Source organism: Streptomyces sp. BA2, assembly GCF_009769735.1.
In the GTDB taxonomy this organism is placed as follows: domain Bacteria; phylum Actinomycetota; class Actinomycetes; order Streptomycetales; family Streptomycetaceae; genus Streptomyces.
This window is the reverse complement of record NZ_WSRO01000002.1, coordinates 1,716,130-1,730,175: the sequence shown is the minus strand read 5'-3', so window position 1 is coordinate 1,730,175 and position 14,046 is coordinate 1,716,130. Positions and strand designations below refer to the sequence as shown.

Here is a 14,046-nt window from a genome sequence, read left to right as displayed (position 1 = left end):
CGCGGAAGCGGAATCGGAAGCGGACAAGGACGAGGACTAGGCGAAGAGAGAACCTGACCATGACCACCCTGCACGAACCCGTGACCCCGGACGCCACCGCCGACGACGACCTGTCCGTCTGGCCCGCGTCCACCGCGCGTCTGGCCCACGGCGACCTCGCCGTCGGCGGCGTACCGCTCACCGAGATCGCCGAGCGCTTCGGCACCCCGGCCTATCTCCTCGACGAAGGCGACGTACGGACACGCTGCCGCACCTACCTGCACGCCTTTCCCGAAGCCGAAGTGCACTACGCCGCCAAGGCGTTCCTGTGCCGCGCGATGGCCCACTGGGTGGCGGAGGAAGGGCTCGGCCTCGACGTCTGTTCCGCCGGCGAGCTGGAGCTCGCCGTCACCACGGGCTTCCCCGCCGAGCGCATCGTCCTGCACGGCAACGCCAAGAGCCCGCACGACTTGGAGGCCGCGCTGCGGCTCGGCGTCGGGCGCATCGTCATCGACAGTGCCTCCGAGATCGCCCGGCTCGCCGCCGCCGTGCCGCCGGGCAGCCGCCAGAAGGTGATGGTCCGGGTGGTACCCGGCATCGCGGCGGGCGGCCACGCCAAGATCCGTACCGGGACCGACGACCAGAAGTTCGGCCTGTCCATCACCGACGGCTCCGCGCAGCACGCCATCGCCCGCATACTCGGCCAGCCCGGACTCGAACTGACCGGCCTGCACTGCCACTTGGGCTCGCAGATCACCACGGACAAGCCGTTCATCGCGGCCGTACGCCGCCTGGTCGGCCTGATGGCCCGCATCAAGGACCAGCACGGCGTCACCCTCCCCGAACTGGACCTCGGCGGCGGCCACGGCATCGCCTACCGCCCCGGCGAGGCGGCGCTCGACATCACCACCCTCGCCCGCAAGGTGCGCGCCGAACTGATCGAGAGCTGCGCGGCGGCCGGGCTCACCGTGCCCAGGCTGCTCATCGAGCCGGGGCGCGCCATCGCGGGCCCCGCCGGAGTGGCCCTCTACCGCGTACTCGCCGTCAAGCGGACCGGCGGACGCACCTTCGTCGCCGTGGACGGCGGGATGAGCGACAACCCGCGGCCCGCGCTGTACGGCGTGCGGTACGTGCCGCGCCTGATCGGCCGGCGCTCCACGGTTCCGTCCGCGCCGGTGACCGTCGTCGGGCGGCATTGCGAGGCGGGCGACGTGCTGGCCTCCGACGTCGAACTGCCGGGCGACGTAAGGCCGGGAGACATCCTGGGCGTGCCGGTGGCCGGGGCGTACCACCTGTCCATGGCGTCCGGCTACAACCTCGTCGGGCGTCCGCCCGTGGTGGCCGTCGCCGACGGGAACGCGCGGCTCCTGGTGCGGCGCGAGTCGCTCGAGGACTTCCGCAGCAGGGACGTCGGCTTGTAGGGACCGCCGCTCGCAGAGGGGGAGTTCAGGAGCCGAGATAGCGCAGGACGGCGAGCACGCGGCGGCTGTAACCGGTCGTCCCGGTCAGTTCCAGCTTGTCGAAGATCGCGTTGATGTACTTCTCGACGGCACTCTGCGAGACGTACAACTGCCCGGCGATCGCCGCGTTCGTGTGCCCCTGCGCCATCTTGCCGAGCACCTCGCGTTCCCGTGCGGTCAGGCGCTTGAGCGGGTCGGTGTGGCTGCTGAGGGTCAGCAACTGCCGTACGACCTCCGGGTCGAAGGCGGTCCGGCCCGACGCGACCCGCTCCAGCGCGTCCAGGAACTCGTCGACCTGGACGACCCGGTCCTTGAGCAGATAGCCGACACCTTCGGTGGCGGTGGTCAACAGCTCGGTGGCGTAACGGCGTTCGACGTACTGCGACAGCACGAGGACGCTCGTCTCCGGCCACTTCTCGCGGATCTCAAGGGCGGCCCGCAGCCCCTCATCGGTGTGCGTGGGCGGCATGCGTACGTCGATCACGGCGGCGTCGGGCGGATCCTCGGCCACGGCGGCGAGCAGCGCCCGCGCGTCACCGACCGAGGCCGTGACGGTATGGCCCTCGTCCGCGAGGAGCCGGGCCAGGCCCTCCCGCAGCAGCGTCGAGTCGTCGGCGAGCATTACGCGCATGGGAGCTCCGCGGTGATGAGGGTGGGCCCTCCGGCGGGGCTTTCCACGGTGAGGGTGCCGTCCAGGGCGGCCACGCGCCGGGCGAGCCCGAGCAGACCGCTGCCGGACGGGTCGGCGCCGCCCCGTCCGTCGTCCTCGACGCGCAGGCGCAGCACGGCACTTCGCCGCTCGGCGTGGACGGTGACGAGGGTGGCGCCCGAGTGCTTGACGGCGTTCGTGACGGCTTCGGCGGCGACGAAGTACGCCACGGCCTGCGCGGTCGGCGGCGGGGTTTCGTGCAGGGCGCAGTCGAGACGTACGGGAATGGCCGCCCGCTCGGCGACCGTCTCCAGGGCGGCGGCGAGCCCGCCCTCGTCGAGGGCGGCGGGGTAGACCCGCCAGGCGACGTCGCGCAGTTCGACGAGGGCCTGCTGGGTCTCCTCGTGCGCCTGGGCGAGGAGCCGCGCGGACTTCTCGGGCTCGGAGGCGCGGCGGGCTCTGCCGAGCAGCATGCCGAGGGCGACGATGCGCTGCTGGACGCCGTCGTGCAGATCGCGTTCGATGCGGCGCCGCTCGTCGTGCACGGCCTCCACCACACCGGCGCGGCTCGCTACGAGCTCGCCGATCCTGCGCTCCATGAGCTGCCCGTCGTTCGGGCCGAGGAAGCGGCGCGCGTGGCGCTCGTCCGCGAGCGCGACACCGTACGTCCCCTGCACACAGAGATAGAGCAGGAAGAGGCCGCCGACCGAGGAGAGGATCAGGGTGCCGGGGGCGCGGATGTCGGCGACGAACCAGCCCCACACCGCCAGCGAGGCATAGACCGCGCCGACCACACCGCAGGCGAGGACGACACCGCCGAGCAGCCCGACCGTCCACCGCGTCGCGACGTAGTTGACGGACTGCAGGCCGGTCGGCGGCGTGGTGATCCCGGTACCGAAGAAGGTGGCCATCCGGCGCTGCTCCCCATCGGCGAGCCGCTGGGCGACGGCCACGATGCGGTCCTCCGCGGCGCGCCCGGAGCGCCGCCCGAGCGTGCTGAGCAGCCAGAACCCTGCCACCAGGGCGAAGGGCAGTTCCACGACCGCGGTGCAGGCCCCGGCCAGGACACCGGTCGTCACCCTGAGCCAGCGTTGTATGTGCGTACGCATGATCGGCCACGCTAGCCGAGCGGACGAGGCCGGGGGACTGCGGAAAACCACAATGCCTCCCGGCGGTGCACCGCACACGACCTCTGCGGCCCCCCGCATACCGCCGCGCGCCGCCGTTTCCTAGCGTCTACAGCATGATCCTCAACGCCGCGCACGACGTGTCCGCCGCCGCGAACGAAGCGCCCACCGGCGGCATCGCGGGCTGGGCCACCGACCTCATGGACTCGATGGGCGCCGTCGGCGCCGGAGTGGCCATCGCCCTGGAGAACCTCTTCCCGCCGCTGCCCAGCGAGGTGATCCTGCCGCTTGCCGGCTTCGCCGCGAGCCAGGGCAAGTTCGGCATCGTCGAGGTCCTGATCTGGACCACGGCGGGCTCCGTGATCGGTGCGATCGCCCTCTACGCGATCGGTGCGCTGCTCGGCAGGGACCGCACGGTCGCCGTCGCGGCCCGCCTTCCGCTCGTGAAGGCGTCCGACATCCAGCGCACGGAGAACTGGTTCGCCCGGCACGGCACCAAGGCGGTCTTCTTCGGCCGGATGATCCCGGTCTTCCGCAGCATGATCTCGGTTCCCGCGGGCGTCGAGCGGATGCGTATGCCCGTCTTCCTCGCCCTGACGACCGCGGGCAGCCTCATCTGGAACGCGGTCTTCATCCTGATCGGCCACGCACTCGGCACGCGCTGGCACCAGGTCACCGATCTGGTCGGCCTGTACTCCAAGGGGGTCCTCGCCGTGGCCGCGCTCGCGGTGCTCGCTTTCGTCACGCTGCGGATCCGCAGGGCGGGCAAGGGTGAGCACCGCTCGACACGCTAGGCGCTCAGAGAATCGCCCCAGGCGTGTAGGCCGCGGCCTCGGGGTGCTCCTTGAGCAGGGCCTCGATCTGCGCGACGACCACGGCGACCTGGTCGCTCGCCGCGCCCGTGAACGACAGCTTGTCCGCCATGAGAGCGTCCAGCTCGGCGCGGTCCAGCGGAATCCGGGAGTCGGCGGCGAGCTTGTCGAGGAGTTCGTTGCGCTCGGCGCCCTGCTCCCGCATCGCCAGCGCGGAGGCGACCGCGTTCTCCTTGATGGCCTCGTGGGCCTCCTCGCGGCCGACGCCCGCCCGCACCGAGGCCATCAGGACCTTGGTCGTGGCGAGGAAGGGGAGGTAGCGGTCCAGCTCACGCGCGACGACGGCAGGGAAGGCGCCGAACTCGTCGAGCACGGTCAGGAAGGTCTCAAGCAGCCCGTCCAGGGCGAAGAACGCGTCCGGCAGGGCGACGCGGCGTACGACCGAGCAGGAGACGTCGCCCTCGTTCCACTGGTCGCCCGCAAGCTCGCCGGTCATCGACGCGTAGCCGCGCAGGATGACGGTGAGGCCGTTCACGCGCTCGCAGGAGCGGGTGTTCATCTTGTGCGGCATCGCGGAGGAGCCGACCTGACCAGGCTTGAAGCCCTCGGTGACGAGCTCGTGTCCGGCCATCAGACGGATGGTCTTGGCCAGCGAGGAGGGTCCGGACGCGAGCTGCACCAGGGCGGTGACGACCTCGTAGTCGAGGGAGCGCGGGTAGACCTGGCCGACCGAGGTGAAGGCGCGGTCGAAGCCGAGGTGCCCGGCGATCCGCTGCTCGAGCTCGGTGAGCTTCTCGGCGTCGCCGCCAAGGAGGTCGAGCATGTCCTGGGCCGTGCCGACGGGGCCCTTGATGCCGCGCAGCGGGTAGCGGCGCAGCAGGTCGTCCACGCGGCGGTACGCGACGAGCAGCTCGTCGGCGGTCGTCGCGAAGCGCTTGCCCAGGGTCGTCGCCTGCGCGGCCACGTTGTGCGAGCGGCCGGCCATGACCAGCTCCGCGTACTCGCCCGACAGCTTGCCGAGCCGCGCGAGCACCGCGACGGTGCGGTCGCGCACCAGCTCCAGGGAGAGCCGGACCTGCAGCTGTTCCACGTTCTCGGTCAGGTCGCGGGAGGTCATGCCCTTGTGGACCTGCTCGTGCCCGGCGAGCGCGTTGAACTCCTCGATGCGGGCCTTCACGTCATGGCGCGTGACCTTCTCGCGCTCGGCGATCGAGGCGAGGTCGACGTCGTCGATGACGCGCTCGTAGTCGGCGAGGGCGGCGTCCGGGACCTCGATCCCCAGGTCCTTCTGCGCCCGCAGGACGGCGAGCCAGAGCTGACGCTCCAGCTTGACCTTCTGCTCGGGCGACCAGAGGGTGGCGAGCTCGGCGGAGGCATAACGTCCGGCGAGGACGTTCGGGATACGGGGCTTTGCAGGCGCGACAGTCACGTGTACGGAGTTTACCTGCCGTCCGACCTGCTCTTTGACCGTCCGTACAGTCCGGAGAGCGCAGGTCATTGGAGCATCATCCAGAACGCGACGTGCCGCCCGCCGCGCCGGTGATCACTCGCCGGGGGGCCCGCAGCACGCGCCTCAACGCTTCAACGCTCCGGCCCGACATCCCAAGTACCGCACGCGCCTCCGCACGGCTGTGCCGCAACTCCCGTTGATCCGTGTGCGTCTAGGCTTCATCGCATGGAGCAGCGCGAGATCATCCAAAGAGTCGTCGGCATCCTGACCGAGGCGATCGAGATGCGCAGACAGGTACGGGAGAACCCGGACGGCGAGGTCGAACCCAGCGGCGCGGTCGGCGCGATGCTCGAGGAGATGCTGCCGCGCATCGAAATCCCCGCCGACGCCACCGCCATAGAGGTCGCCGAGGTGGTGGGCCGGGAACTGAGCCCGGTCATCGAGCAGATCACGTCGGCCTTCGCCTTCTCCTTCGCACAGCTGGCCGAGGCCCACGACGAGGGGCGCACTGACGTGACGTCGGCGGACGTGCTGCAGTCCATCGCGCTCCACTTCGAGGAGGAGGTGGAGGAGTAGAGACGCGGTATTCGCCGGGGGGGGAGGGGGGGCGGCCGTCGCGCGACCGCGCTGAGGACCGCGGGTCTGTTCCGCGTGCGGCCCGGCGGCGTGGGGCGGAACCGCCGAGAGCGCCGCGTTCTCGGCGAGGATGGCTCACCCATGGCGCTGCGGCGATCGCAGGGTTCGTAGTCGGCGCCGTCATCGTCGCGACAGCAGCCCAGCGCCTCCACGTCCGAAGAGGAACCGGCCGGCGAGTAGCGTCTCCGAGTCGTTACGCCCGCGGCTCCTCGTAAGGCAGTAGATCCGGGCGCTTCGCCGGGAGGCCGTCTCCTGAGGAGCGGCCCGTTAGGCGGCGGGCGATCCAGGGGGCCAGGTGTTGTCTGGCGAAGCGGAGGTCGGATACTCGGCGCGCCGTCCAGTTCGGTGGGGCGGTGGCCGGGAGCGGGGACTGCCAGTCGTCCTCGGGGTCGTAGCCGAGGGACTGCCACACCGCTTCGGCGACCCTGCGGTGGCCCTCGGCCGTCAGGTGCAGCCGGTCCACGTCCCACATGCGCTGGTCGCCGAGCGCGGCCGATCCGTACAGGTCCACCACCGTGGCACCATGCCGTGTCGCCAACTCGTCGATGTGGACGAAGAGTTCCTCCATGCGGGGGCGGAAACGCTCCATCACGGGGCCGTTCCTGCCCGGGCTGCGCATCAGGACCAGCTGCTTGCACGCCGGGGCGAGGCGTTCGACCGCCTCATCCAGGAGCCCGCGTACGCGGGCCATGTCGCACTTGGGACGCAGCGTGTCGTTGAGGCCGCCCACCAGGGTGATCACATCGGGCTGCATGGAGGCCGCGACGTCCACCTGCTCGGCCACGATCTGCCCGATGAGTTTCCCGCGCACCGCGAGGTTCGCGTACCGGAAACCGGGGGAGGCGGCAGCCATCCGGGCGGCGAGCAGATCGGCCCAGCCGCGGTAGCTGCCGTCGGGCAGCAGGTCCGACATGCCCTCGGTGAAGGAGTCGCCGACCGCGACGAGACTGGTGTAGTTGGCATTCATCTGCATGGCGGGAGCGATCGTACATGGAGCTTCGACCCTTCGCCGTGGAGGATGCGGACACCGTGGCGCGCTGGCCCGTCTCCGCCGGTGAGGTGGCCCTGTGGTGTGGGCTGCGCGACTTTCCCGTGGCCGCGAGGGCCGTCGCCGGCTGGCAGCTGGAAGAGGGTGTGCGGGGGCACGCGCTCATCGAGGGGGAGACACTCCTCGGCTACGGGGAGGTGTGGTGCGACGAGGATGAGGGGGAGGCGGAACTCGCCCGGATCATCGTGGCGCCGGGCGCCCGTGGGCGAGGTGTCGGGCGCGTACTGGTGCGGGGGCTGGCCGAGCTGGCCCTGCGGGCCGGGTACGCGGAGATCTTCATGCGCGTACATCCGGCGAACGCCGCCGCCCTGCGCTGCTACCGCGCGGCCGGATTTCTGCCCGTCGCCCCCGCCCTTGCCGTGGAGTGGAACGCCCCGCAGCCCGTCGGCTATGTCTGGCTCCGGCATGCGGGCGCGGGTGCGGGCGCGGGGGACGTGGGGGCGTGAGCGGCGTCGCCACTTGGCTGCCGAGGGCATGGGCCCGTGACTTCACGGGCCCGTAGGCGTGGCTTCCGGGTCGATCGCCGTACGGCCGACCAGCCGTTCGTAGCGCTGCCTGGCCGCCTGCGGAGTGCCGAGGCCGAGGCCGAAGGCGATCTCCGGCCAGGTCATGCCGCGACCGCGGGCCATCTGCAGGAGTGCGGCCTCCACCTCGTCCATCTCGCCGCGCGCCATCGGCATGAGCGTCAGCGCCGCGGTGATGTCCGCGTGGTCCACCTCGGGCTCGCCCTCCGCGGGCTGCGCGATCCCGGTCAGCAGGAACGTCACGAGCCGTGCCGCCTCGTACGGGCCGACGATCGTGGCGTGGACTTGTCGACGCCGCTGCTCGTCGGTGGCCGCGTGCCGCTCGGCGATGCGGAACAGGGAGGCGGGGGCGCGGCCCGCGCGCACCTGGTCCGGGTGCGTAGGGCTGAAGGGGTCGGTCTCGGGGTCCGCCGCGGAGGCGCTGCCGGCGGGCTGCTGTTCGGGAGTCGCGGGCATGGGGCCAGCATCGACGGCACACGTCATGCTGTCAACACTTCCTTGTGAACATCTTGTTTGCATGCCTTCTCTGTGTCGCCGGTCCGGGCACTGTATGGAACGGTAGAAAACATCCGAAATGCCACTCCTGGCGAACCAGGCGAGTGGCGAACCAGTCGAGTGGCGAACCAGGCGAGAGGGGAATCGCATGTCATCGAAGCGACGCCGTAAGAAGAAGGCACGCCGTAAGCACCCGGCCAACCACGGCAGCCGTCCCCAGTCCTGACCGCTGACCCCACAACCGTTTTCTGTGTGATCTCGTCAACAGCCTTGCCACCTGGGTCAACGGGTGAACAATGGTGCAATGTTGGAGTTGTTGCGAGAAGTCGGCGTGGAACTGCCGGGCGGCGCTGGGCTGTTGAAGTTCGGGATGACACCCGGCGAGGTCCTGGAACTGCTGCCGCCCGACAGGGTCACACACCACCGGCAGTGCATGGGACTGACCCTGAGCCAGTACGCGGAGCTCCGGCACGCGCACGACGCCTGGCTCGGCGGCCTCCTCTACGAGCCCGGGTGGAGCTTCGACGCCGAGCTGGACGGCGTCGTCCTCGGCTTCGGTGGCGGCGGGCCGGGCGCCACGGACCGGCTCGCCCGCGTGGAGATCCAGGCGACGGCCAAGGCGCGGTCCCAGGCGGAGAGCCCGGAGGTGACCCCGGTGGCCTGGGACGACATAGACCTCTTCGGCTATCCCGCCGCGGAGATCGTGGCCGTGCTGCCAGGGGCCACCGCATCGCCCGCCGGGCCGCCGCCCGCGGAGATGGCCGTGCACGAGCTCGGACTGCGCCTCTCGCGGGCCAGGCCGACCGCGGAGCACTGGGAGCGGGTGACCCTCTTCGGGCCCGGGTCCGGCAGCTGGGGAGCCTGCTGCACGGGCGGACTCGTCTGCGCCGAGCAGGGGGACGGCCTCGTTGGGATCATGTACTGAACAGCCCCCAGGAGCTGATCACCGCCGTGGCCCGCCCGCCCCCTCCAGCGCCGTCAGGATCCAACTCCGCGACTCCGCGGGGTCGATGACGGCGTCGATCTCCAGCGCGGCCGCGGCGTTCACCGCCTTGCCGTGCTCGTACAACTCGGCGACATGGGCATCGAACACCCGCTGCCGCTCCCCGGGATCGGCGATCGCGGCCAGCTCCTTGCGGTAGCCGAGACGGACGGCGCCCTCAAGACCCATCCCCCGAACTCGCCGCTCGGCCACGCCGCCGTGGCCACGGGCGCGCGCGTGGAGCCGCCCATCATGGCCATCGCGCCGAGCCCGTACGCCTTGCGCAGCACCAGGCTCACCAGCGGGACACGGAGCTGTGCGCCGGTCACGAAGAGGCGGGAGAAGTGCCGTACGGTCGCGGTCCGTTCGGCATCCGGGCCGACCATGAAACCCGGTGTGTCACACAGCGAGACGACAGGAAGCCCGAACGCGTCGCACAGCCGCAGGAAGCGCTCCGCCTTGTCCGCGGCGTCGCGGTCGATCGCCCCGCCCAGGTGCCCGGGGTTGTTGGCGAGCAGCCCCATCGGCCTGCCCTCGACGCGCACGAGAGCCGTGATGATGCCTGCGCCGAAGCCGCCCCGCAGCTCCAGGACCGAGTCGGTGTCGGCGATCCCCTCGATCGCGGCCCGCATGTCATAGGCGCGGCGCCGGTTCTCCGGGACCGCGTGCCGCAGCAGCCGCGGGTCCGGCGCCTCCCAACTGCGGCCCGACTCAGGGGAGTACGAGAAGTAGCCGAGGTACTTCCGTGCCACCCGCACCGCCTCGGCCTCGTCGGCCACCGCGGTGTCCACCACCCCGTTCGGCACCTGGACCGACAGGGGCCCGACCTCCTCGGGGCGGTACACGCCGAGGCCGCCGCCCTCGATCATCGCGGGCCCGCCCATCCCGATGCTGGCCTCCGGCGTCGCGATCACCACGTCGCAGCAGCCGAGCAGGGCGGCGTTGCCCGCGAAGCACCGTCCCGACGCGACGCCCACCAGGGGGACTTGGCCGCTGAGGCGCCCCATCTGATGGAACGCCGTCACGTCGAGCCCGGCGACGGACGTCGTGTCGGTGTCCCCGGGGCGCCCGCCGCCGCCCTCGGCGAACAGCACCACCGGCAGCCGCCGTTCCTCGGCCAGCTGGAGCATCCGGTCCGTCTTGCGGTGGTTCTGCAGGCCCTGGGTGCCGGCCAGGACCGTGTAGTCGTACGACATCGCCACGCACCGCACGCCGTCGATCCGGCCCGTGCCGGTGACCATGCCGTCGGCGGGCGTCGACGAGATCAGGTCGTCGAGGGAGCGACGGCGGCGCTGGGCAGCGATCGCGAGCGACCCGCACCGGCCGCGACCGCAGCGACGCCCCGGCCCGCGGGCGGCTCCTGGACGCCGCCGAGGCCGTGTTCGCGCGGCGCGGGTACGGCGCGACGACCGTCGCCGACATCACGGCGGAGGCAGAGGTCTCCCGGGCGGGCTTCTATGTGTACTTCGCGTCCAAGGAAGAGATCTTCCGCGTCCTCGCGGTACGCGTACGGGACGCGTTCCTCGCCGCGCAGGACGTGCCCGGAGTGGACCAGGACGACGCCCGCGAGGTCTGCCGGGCTTCCACCGCCGCCTTCATCGCGGCGTACGCCCAACACCTGCCGCTGCTGCGGCTGTTGGAGCAGCAGGCGCAGAGCGACGACGACGTGCGCGCCCTGTGGGAGGAGACCCAGGAGCGCCCGATCCACCGCTCCGCCCGCTACATCCGGCGGCTCGCGGCCGAGGGCAGGGCCCGGCCGGTCGCGGAGCCGCTCGCCGTGGCCCGCGCTGTCGGCGGCATGAGCATCCAGTTCGCCCGGCTCACGGCGTCCGCCCCGGAAGCGTCCGCCCCGGAGACGTACGACGCGGCCGTGCGCGATGTGACCGCCATGTTCCTGCACCTGCTCGGAGTCGAAGACCCACGCCGGACCCCACGCCAGACCCCACGTTGAGGAGCCGCCCCATGTCCGTGCGGAAGCCCTGCGCGACGGCCGCCCGCACACCGGTGACATCGGGCGCCTCGACGAGGACGGCTGTCTGTACTACCTCGGCCGTGACAAGGACATGATCAAGGTCAAGGGCATGAGCGTCTTCCCCGCCGAGGTCGAGACCCTGCTCGCCCGGCACCCCGACGTCCTCGCGGCGGCCGTCGTCGCCGTCCCGGACGCGGAGGCCGGCCAGCGCCCTTACGCCTGCGTGCGCACCGCCCCCGGCAGCGCGCTCACGGCACATGAGCTGCACGCCTGGGCGGCCGGATCCATGGCGACGTACAAGGTCCCGGCCGTCGAGATCCTCGACGAGCTGCCCCTCACCGCGACCTGCAAGATCAAGAAGACGGAGCTCGCTGAGCGGGCCGCGACGACGGCTGCAGCCGTGTCTACGGTCGCGTCAGCGCGGCCAGGTGATCCCACGCCGCCTGCGCCGTGAACTCGGCCTGCCCGCCCCGGAGCAGCAGCCCCGCCGACGCGAACGCCGGTGCGTCCGCGTGGGCGGTCACGTAGGGGATCGCGATGCAGCGCATGCCCGCCGCGTGCGCCGCCGTGGCACCCGGAGCGGCATCCTCCAGGACCACGCAGTCGGCGGGGTCCGCGCCGAGCAGTGCGGCGGCGGCCAGGAACACGTCGGGCGCGGGCTTGCCGTGCGCGACCTCGTCGGCCGAGACGACCGTGGTCAGGAGCGCGTCGAGGCCGGTTCCGGAGAGGATCGCTTCGATGGCGGCGCGGGACGATCCGGAGGCCACGGCCATCGGCACCCCGGCACCGTGCAGCCGCTCGACGAACTTCCGCATCTCCGGGAACACGTGCGTGTCGGCGCGGGCCAGCTCCAGATAGCGGCGGTCGAGCTCCGGAAGGAGTTCGGCCACCGGTACGTCGATGCCGTACTGGTCCTGCCAGACGGCGAGGGTCTCCTGGGTGCTGATGCCCACGAAGCGCTCGTTGTCGGCCCAGGTGTAGTCGATGCCGTGCTCGGCGAGGAGACCGCGTTGTGCCGCGAAATAGTTCGGCTCGCTGTCCACGAGGGTGCCGTCGAGATCGAAGATGACCGAGGTGTCGCCGAAGGTGCTCATGCACTCCAGCATGCCAAAGCCGCAGATCAACGCCGCCGCACGGGTCGGTGGCCGACGGATCACTTCTGTTCGGCGGAGGCCCTGCCGATCGACTCGACCAGCGGCAGCAGACGGTGCGGGACGCGCTCGCGCAGCGCCATCTCGGTACGGGTGCGGACCACGCCCGGCATCTGGATCAGCTGCTGGACCACGTCTTCCAGGTGGCCGTTGTCCCGGGCGACGACGCGGGTCAGGAGGTCACCGCCGCCGGTGATCGAGAAGGCCTCGACGATCTCCGGCACGGCGGCGAGCGCGTCGCCCACCTCGTCCAGGTGCCCCTGCGTGACCTCGATGTGCACGAAGGCGAGCACCGGATGCCCGAGCGCGGCGGGCGAGAGCCAGGGCCCCGTCCCGGTGATCACCCCGTCCCGCTCCAGCCGGTCGAGCCGGGCCTGCAGGGTGCCGCGGGCGACACCGAGCACACGCGCGTACTCACGGACGCTGGTGCGGGGCTGCTCCAGGAGGAGCCGCAGAATGCGGGTGTCGAGTTCGTCGACGGCCATGGGGCGGGGTCTCCCGGGTACGAGGGATGAACCTCGTGACTGTACCAACGGCAGGGGGCGGTCTCCGTGAAGAGACCGGCCTGACCTGCGCGTACTGACGCGCCCCGCACCTACGTCGGCTGGATCGCCCGCACCGCCTCCACCAGGGCCGTGACGCCCCGCTCGGCCTTGGCGCGTGGGCAGCCCACGTTCAGGCGCAGATGCCCGGAGGAGCCGTACGCCGTGCCGGGCATGATCGCCACCTTCTGGGTCTCGATCAGCTCGCGTTGCAGGGCCTCGTCGTCCACGCCCAGCGGGCGTACGTCGATCCAGGCGAGGTAACCGGCCTGTGGCGGTGCCCAGTTGAGGGAGGGGAACGCCGTGTTGAGGCGGTCGGCGACGAGTTGGAGGTTGCCGCGGAGGTAGGTGCCCAGGGCTTCGAGCCAGGGGGCTCCCTCTCGGTACGCGGCGATGTGCCCGACGAGTGAGAGCACCGCCGGGGACGAGAGGCCGTCGGCCTCCTTGAGGTCACGCAGGTACGCGTCGCGTGTGGCCGGGTCGCCGAAGATGCCGTAACTGCCCGTCAAGGCCGGGATGTTGAAGGACTTCGAGGCCGATGACACCACCGCCCAGCGGCCTTCGCGGCCACCGTGCAGGGACCACGGGCGGTGGACGTACGGCGGGTGGGCGAGGTCCGAGTGGATCTCGTCGCTGATCACCGCGACGCCGTACCGCGCGCACAGGGCCGCGAGGCGGTCGAGCTCGGCCTCCGTCCATACGTGGCCGGTGGGGTTGTGGGGCGAGCACAGCAGCAGAACGGCCGTGTCCGGCAGGCCGAGCAGCCGTTCCAGTTCGGTCCAGTCGCCGAGCGGGCAGCGCAGCAGCCGCCGTTCGTGCGCGGCGACGGTCTTGGGGAAGGCGTCGTACGCCGGTGTGTGGACGACGACGCCGTCGCCGGGGCGTGACCACAGCCGCAGGAGCCGGCCGACCTGGTAGATCACGGAGGGGCCGTAGACGATCGACTCCGGGTCCACATCGGTGGCGTGGCGTTCGCCGTACCAGTCGACGATCGCGGAGAGGAAGTCGGCCTGGCGCCAGCGGGAGTAGCCGAGCACGCCGTGGTCGAGCCGGCCGCGGAGGGCCGCGAGTACCGCGGGCGCCGTCTCGAAGTCCATGTCCGAGATGGTGAAGGGCAGCAGGCCGGGGACGCCGAAGCGGTCCTCGACGTAGTCCCACTGCGTGCACCACGTGCCGTGCCGGTCGACGGGCACATCGAAACCGAAGGGCTCGGGCACCG

Annotated in this window: 17 protein-coding genes; 7 read left to right on the top strand and 10 right to left on the bottom strand. The window is 71.5% G+C overall.

Going from position 1 to position 14,046, the window contains the following annotated elements; all coding sequences use genetic code 11:
* Positions 1–59 precede the first annotated feature (59 nt).
* Positions 60–1,400, top strand: coding sequence for a diaminopimelate decarboxylase (lysA, locus tag E5671_RS10355; protein ID WP_160503555.1), 1,341 nt, complete (start codon positions 60–62; stop codon positions 1,398–1,400).
* Positions 1,401–1,425: 25 nt separating this feature from the next.
* Here lysA and E5671_RS10350 read toward each other — a convergent pair whose 3' ends face one another.
* Together E5671_RS10350 and E5671_RS10345 are read right to left on the bottom strand one after the other, a co-directional pair.
* Positions 1,426–2,061, bottom strand: coding sequence for a response regulator transcription factor (locus E5671_RS10350; protein WP_202121735.1), 636 nt, complete (start codon positions 2,059–2,061; stop codon positions 1,426–1,428).
* A complete protein-coding gene (locus E5671_RS10345; protein ID WP_160503553.1) occupies positions 2,061–3,197 on the bottom strand; it encodes a sensor histidine kinase in 1,137 nt (378 codons plus the stop codon). The genes E5671_RS10350 and E5671_RS10345 overlap by 1 nt, the downstream gene beginning before the upstream one ends.
* A gap of 134 nt (positions 3,198–3,331) precedes the next feature.
* Here E5671_RS10345 and E5671_RS10340 point away from each other — a divergent pair, with 134 nt between their 5' ends.
* On the top strand, positions 3,332–4,009 hold the full coding sequence (locus tag E5671_RS10340) for a DedA family protein (RefSeq protein WP_160503552.1): 678 nt from the start codon (positions 3,332–3,334) through the stop codon (positions 4,007–4,009).
* Between the two features lie 4 nt (positions 4,010–4,013).
* Here E5671_RS10340 and purB read toward each other — a convergent pair whose 3' ends face one another.
* The gene (purB, locus tag E5671_RS10335) at positions 4,014–5,456 is read right to left on the bottom strand and encodes an adenylosuccinate lyase (protein ID WP_160503551.1); all 1,443 of its coding nucleotides are present in this window, start codon (positions 5,454–5,456) and stop codon (positions 4,014–4,016) included.
* 246 nt (positions 5,457–5,702) lie between these two features.
* On the opposite strand from purB, the gene E5671_RS10330 reads away from it, so the two are divergent.
* Complete coding sequence (locus tag E5671_RS10330; protein ID WP_160503550.1) at positions 5,703–6,053, top strand: hypothetical protein; 351 nt, start codon at positions 5,703–5,705, stop codon at positions 6,051–6,053.
* A gap of 253 nt (positions 6,054–6,306) precedes the next feature.
* Here the strand turns inward: E5671_RS10330 and E5671_RS10325 are convergent, their stop codons facing one another.
* Positions 6,307–7,086 carry an SGNH/GDSL hydrolase family protein gene (locus tag E5671_RS10325; RefSeq protein ID WP_160503549.1) on the bottom strand — a complete coding sequence of 260 codons (780 nt, stop codon included), beginning with the start codon at positions 7,084–7,086 and terminating at the stop codon, positions 6,307–6,309.
* A 17-nt stretch (positions 7,087–7,103) separates the two neighbouring features.
* Between E5671_RS10325 and E5671_RS10320 the strand changes: the two genes are divergently transcribed.
* The gene (locus tag E5671_RS10320) at positions 7,104–7,607 is read left to right on the top strand and encodes a GNAT family N-acetyltransferase (protein ID WP_160503548.1); all 504 of its coding nucleotides are present in this window, start codon (positions 7,104–7,106) and stop codon (positions 7,605–7,607) included.
* 42 nt (positions 7,608–7,649) lie between these two features.
* Here E5671_RS10320 and E5671_RS10315 read toward each other — a convergent pair whose 3' ends face one another.
* Positions 7,650–8,141 (bottom strand): DNA-binding protein, encoded by a 492-nt coding sequence (locus tag E5671_RS10315; protein WP_160503547.1) that lies wholly within the window; start codon positions 8,139–8,141, stop codon positions 7,650–7,652.
* Positions 8,142–8,484: 343 nt separating this feature from the next.
* On the opposite strand from E5671_RS10315, the gene E5671_RS10310 reads away from it, so the two are divergent.
* Positions 8,485–9,105 (top strand): hypothetical protein, encoded by a 621-nt coding sequence (locus E5671_RS10310; RefSeq protein WP_160503546.1) that lies wholly within the window; start codon positions 8,485–8,487, stop codon positions 9,103–9,105.
* Positions 9,106–9,123: 18 nt separating this feature from the next.
* On the opposite strand, the gene E5671_RS46170 is transcribed toward E5671_RS10310, so the two are convergent.
* The gene (locus E5671_RS46170; RefSeq protein ID WP_237330151.1) at positions 9,124–9,273 is read right to left on the bottom strand and encodes a hypothetical protein; all 150 of its coding nucleotides are present in this window, start codon (positions 9,271–9,273) and stop codon (positions 9,124–9,126) included.
* Positions 9,225–10,403, bottom strand: coding sequence for an acyl-CoA carboxylase subunit beta (locus E5671_RS10305; RefSeq protein ID WP_237330150.1), 1,179 nt, complete (start codon positions 10,401–10,403; stop codon positions 9,225–9,227). The genes E5671_RS46170 and E5671_RS10305 overlap by 49 nt, the downstream gene beginning before the upstream one ends.
* A gap of 137 nt (positions 10,404–10,540) precedes the next feature.
* Here E5671_RS10305 and E5671_RS10300 point away from each other — a divergent pair, with 137 nt between their 5' ends.
* Both E5671_RS10300 and E5671_RS10295 read left to right on the top strand, forming a co-directional pair.
* A complete protein-coding gene (locus tag E5671_RS10300) occupies positions 10,541–11,113 on the top strand; it encodes a TetR/AcrR family transcriptional regulator (protein ID WP_443032592.1) in 573 nt (190 codons plus the stop codon).
* Between the two features lie 112 nt (positions 11,114–11,225).
* Positions 11,226–11,588 carry an AMP-binding enzyme gene (locus tag E5671_RS10295; protein WP_237330149.1) on the top strand — a complete coding sequence of 121 codons (363 nt, stop codon included), beginning with the start codon at positions 11,226–11,228 and terminating at the stop codon, positions 11,586–11,588.
* Here E5671_RS10295 and E5671_RS10290 read toward each other — a convergent pair.
* From E5671_RS10290 to E5671_RS10280, 3 genes are all read right to left on the bottom strand, one after another.
* Positions 11,539–12,228 carry an HAD family hydrolase gene (locus E5671_RS10290; RefSeq protein ID WP_160503545.1) on the bottom strand — a complete coding sequence of 230 codons (690 nt, stop codon included), beginning with the start codon at positions 12,226–12,228 and terminating at the stop codon, positions 11,539–11,541. The two genes, E5671_RS10295 and E5671_RS10290, sit on opposite strands and share 50 nt — an antisense overlap.
* Before the next feature lie 59 nt (positions 12,229–12,287).
* The gene (locus E5671_RS10285; protein ID WP_160503544.1) at positions 12,288–12,770 is read right to left on the bottom strand and encodes an Lrp/AsnC family transcriptional regulator; all 483 of its coding nucleotides are present in this window, start codon (positions 12,768–12,770) and stop codon (positions 12,288–12,290) included.
* 110 nt (positions 12,771–12,880) lie between these two features.
* Positions 12,881–14,044, bottom strand: coding sequence for an aminotransferase class I/II-fold pyridoxal phosphate-dependent enzyme (locus tag E5671_RS10280; protein WP_160503543.1), 1,164 nt, complete (start codon positions 14,042–14,044; stop codon positions 12,881–12,883).
* Between the last annotated feature and the right edge of the window lie 2 nt (positions 14,045–14,046).

Excerpts from the sequence above, each read along its gene's own strand:
- lysA (WP_160503555.1), top strand. The coding sequence starts at position 60 with ATGACCACCCTGCACGAACCCGTGACCCCGGACGCCACCGCCGACGAC.
- E5671_RS10350 (WP_202121735.1), bottom strand. The coding sequence starts at position 2,061 with ATGCTCGCCGACGACTCGACGCTGCTGCGGGAGGGCCTGGCCCGGCTC.
- E5671_RS10345 (WP_160503553.1), bottom strand. The coding sequence starts at position 3,197 with ATGCGTACGCACATACAACGCTGGCTCAGGGTGACGACCGGTGTCCTG.
- E5671_RS10340 (WP_160503552.1), top strand. The coding sequence starts at position 3,332 with ATGATCCTCAACGCCGCGCACGACGTGTCCGCCGCCGCGAACGAAGCG.
- E5671_RS10330 (WP_160503550.1), top strand. The coding sequence starts at position 5,703 with ATGGAGCAGCGCGAGATCATCCAAAGAGTCGTCGGCATCCTGACCGAG.
- E5671_RS10325 (WP_160503549.1), bottom strand. The coding sequence starts at position 7,086 with ATGCAGATGAATGCCAACTACACCAGTCTCGTCGCGGTCGGCGACTCC.
- E5671_RS10320 (WP_160503548.1), top strand. The coding sequence starts at position 7,104 with ATGGAGCTTCGACCCTTCGCCGTGGAGGATGCGGACACCGTGGCGCGC.
- E5671_RS10315 (WP_160503547.1), bottom strand. The coding sequence starts at position 8,141 with ATGCCCGCGACTCCCGAACAGCAGCCCGCCGGCAGCGCCTCCGCGGCG.
- E5671_RS10310 (WP_160503546.1), top strand. The coding sequence starts at position 8,485 with ATGTTGGAGTTGTTGCGAGAAGTCGGCGTGGAACTGCCGGGCGGCGCT.
- E5671_RS10305 (WP_237330150.1), bottom strand. The coding sequence starts at position 10,403 with ATGGTCACCGGCACGGGCCGGATCGACGGCGTGCGGTGCGTGGCGATG.
- E5671_RS10295 (WP_237330149.1), top strand. The coding sequence starts at position 11,226 with ATGATCAAGGTCAAGGGCATGAGCGTCTTCCCCGCCGAGGTCGAGACC.
- E5671_RS10290 (WP_160503545.1), bottom strand. The coding sequence starts at position 12,228 with ATGAGCACCTTCGGCGACACCTCGGTCATCTTCGATCTCGACGGCACC.
- E5671_RS10285 (WP_160503544.1), bottom strand. The coding sequence starts at position 12,770 with ATGGCCGTCGACGAACTCGACACCCGCATTCTGCGGCTCCTCCTGGAG.